The sequence below is a fragment of the Vibrio sp. SG41-7 genome, assembly GCF_014164465.1.
GTDB classification, from domain to species: Bacteria; Pseudomonadota; Gammaproteobacteria; order Enterobacterales; family Vibrionaceae; genus Vibrio; species Vibrio splendidus.
Genome location: NZ_JACJFF010000273.1, coordinates 1 through 1,740 on the forward strand (window position 1 = coordinate 1; position 1,740 = coordinate 1,740).

At 44.5% G+C, this 1,740-nt stretch carries 2 protein-coding genes; both read left to right on the top strand.

The features are described from left to right. Positions 1 to 441: 441 nt before the first annotated feature. Positions 442 to 1,179 carry a nucleoside recognition domain-containing protein gene (locus H5300_RS26565; protein ID WP_017077048.1) on the top strand — a complete coding sequence of 246 codons (738 nt, stop codon included), beginning with the start codon at positions 442 to 444 and terminating at the stop codon, positions 1,177 to 1,179. After that, positions 1,179 to 1,664, top strand: a complete 486-nt coding sequence (locus H5300_RS26570; protein ID WP_182797344.1) for a YjiG family protein — start codon at positions 1,179 to 1,181, stop codon at positions 1,662 to 1,664. Before H5300_RS26565 ends, H5300_RS26570 begins: the two co-directional genes overlap by 1 nt. Positions 1,665 to 1,740: the final 76 nt, after the last annotated feature.

Genomic DNA, 1,740 nt, shown 5'->3' on the forward strand with positions numbered 1-1,740 from the left:
AATGGCTCATGTTTTAGCCATGCTTCAAAACTCAACCAACAATAGGTAAACGATTGCATTTTAGAAGCGTAACCACGATTTAAGCCGCTGTATTATAATCGAATTAAAATTGAACAAAAAAAGCATGTAAGAGATCACTTACATCATTATCAGAGATCAGACTAGGTAAAAACCTGTCATTTGAAACCTTACCTGTGTGGTGATTGTGTGCGTTTTTGGTTGCGCTGTTGAAGCGAATTTTGTTTAGTTTTGTATGTGAAATATTCAAATTATTTTAGCGTATGCCTCTGCTTTTAAATCTAAATCACAGTTTTATATGTTGCTGTGGTTCTTTTGTTCAAACCGATATGCTATTTGATTTTGGTCATTAACCTATTGCTCATTAGTTTGCACTATCTATACGTGTTCTGTTCCACATAAACGAGATGTATAGAGGTCCTTATGACTAATCCAACTAAAACCGATCGTAAAGTCACGATCGGCAGCTATATCGCACTCGCATTCGCGATTGTGTTCTTTTCAGGCTTAATGCAGTCCAATGAATGGTATGGAGTGCTCGATTTTACAACGCTCAACGGTTCATTCGGTAAGGTCGCTTACGATGTCAGTGAAACGGCCGATGGTATCCAAGCGGCAACGACGTCATTGCGCGGTAAAGGCGGTAGTGGTGCTCGCGACGGTTTCATTTTTGCTTTGACACTTATTCCGACCGTGATGTTTGCACTGGGTATGATCAACGTACTTGAGCACTACGGTGCACTGGACGCGGCTCGTAAACTACTGACACCTCTGCTTCGCCCTCTAATGGGTATTCCGGGTAACTCAGGCTTGGCACTGATTGCTTCTTTGCAAAGTACCGATGCGGGTGCAGCGATGACGAGGCAGCTGAAAGATGAAGGGCATCTGACTAAGCGTGAAACCGATGTCTTCACCATGTTCCAGTTTACGGCGGGCGCGGCGATCGTTAACTTTTTCTCTTCAGGTGCGGTTCTGTTCACTCTAACGGCGATGGATGGTTCTTTGGCGGTAACATCGTCAATTGGTTTGGCTGTGGCTGTGATGTTCATCTTCAAGTTTGTCGGTGCGAACCTGTTCCGTATTTACCTCAACATTACTGAAGGCAAAGAAGACAAACCAAAATCAGACAAAGAACAAAAACTGGCAGAGGAAGTAGCATAATGAGCGAAGTTAAAGCAAAGAAACCAATGGTTACTGATATTTTCGTTGAAGGTGCTAAGAAAGGCTGGGTTATTGCGACTACCTCTACGGTACCGAATGTTCTGATGGCATTTGTGATTATCAAGGCATTGCAGATCACCGGTGCGCTGGATTTGATGGGCAGTGTATTTGCTCCAATCATGGCGGTATTTGGTTTACCTGGCGAAGCGGCAGCAGTATTGATTGGTGCGTGGATGTCGATGGGTGGCGCAGTGGGTGTGGTTATCACGCTGTTTGACCAAGGCATTCTGAACGGCAACCATATCGCTATCTTGGCGCCAGCTATCTACTTGATGGGCTCTCAGGTGCAATACATGGGTCGTATTATGGGACCAATTGGTACTGAAGGTCGTTATATCCCGGTGATGATCGCGATTTCGGTATTGAATGCCTTTGGGGCTTTGTTGCGTAATTCAATGGAACTAAATCAAGAACCTACGATCTGATCAGCTACCTCCACCCTCTCTCGTAGCCCTATGCCTAAGCCTCGTTACAAAACAACCAACTGGAAGCAATACAACC

Excerpts from the sequence above, each read along its gene's own strand:
- H5300_RS26565 (WP_017077048.1), top strand. The coding sequence starts at position 442 with ATGACTAATCCAACTAAAACCGATCGTAAAGTCACGATCGGCAGCTAT.
- H5300_RS26570 (WP_182797344.1), top strand. The coding sequence starts at position 1,179 with ATGAGCGAAGTTAAAGCAAAGAAACCAATGGTTACTGATATTTTCGTT.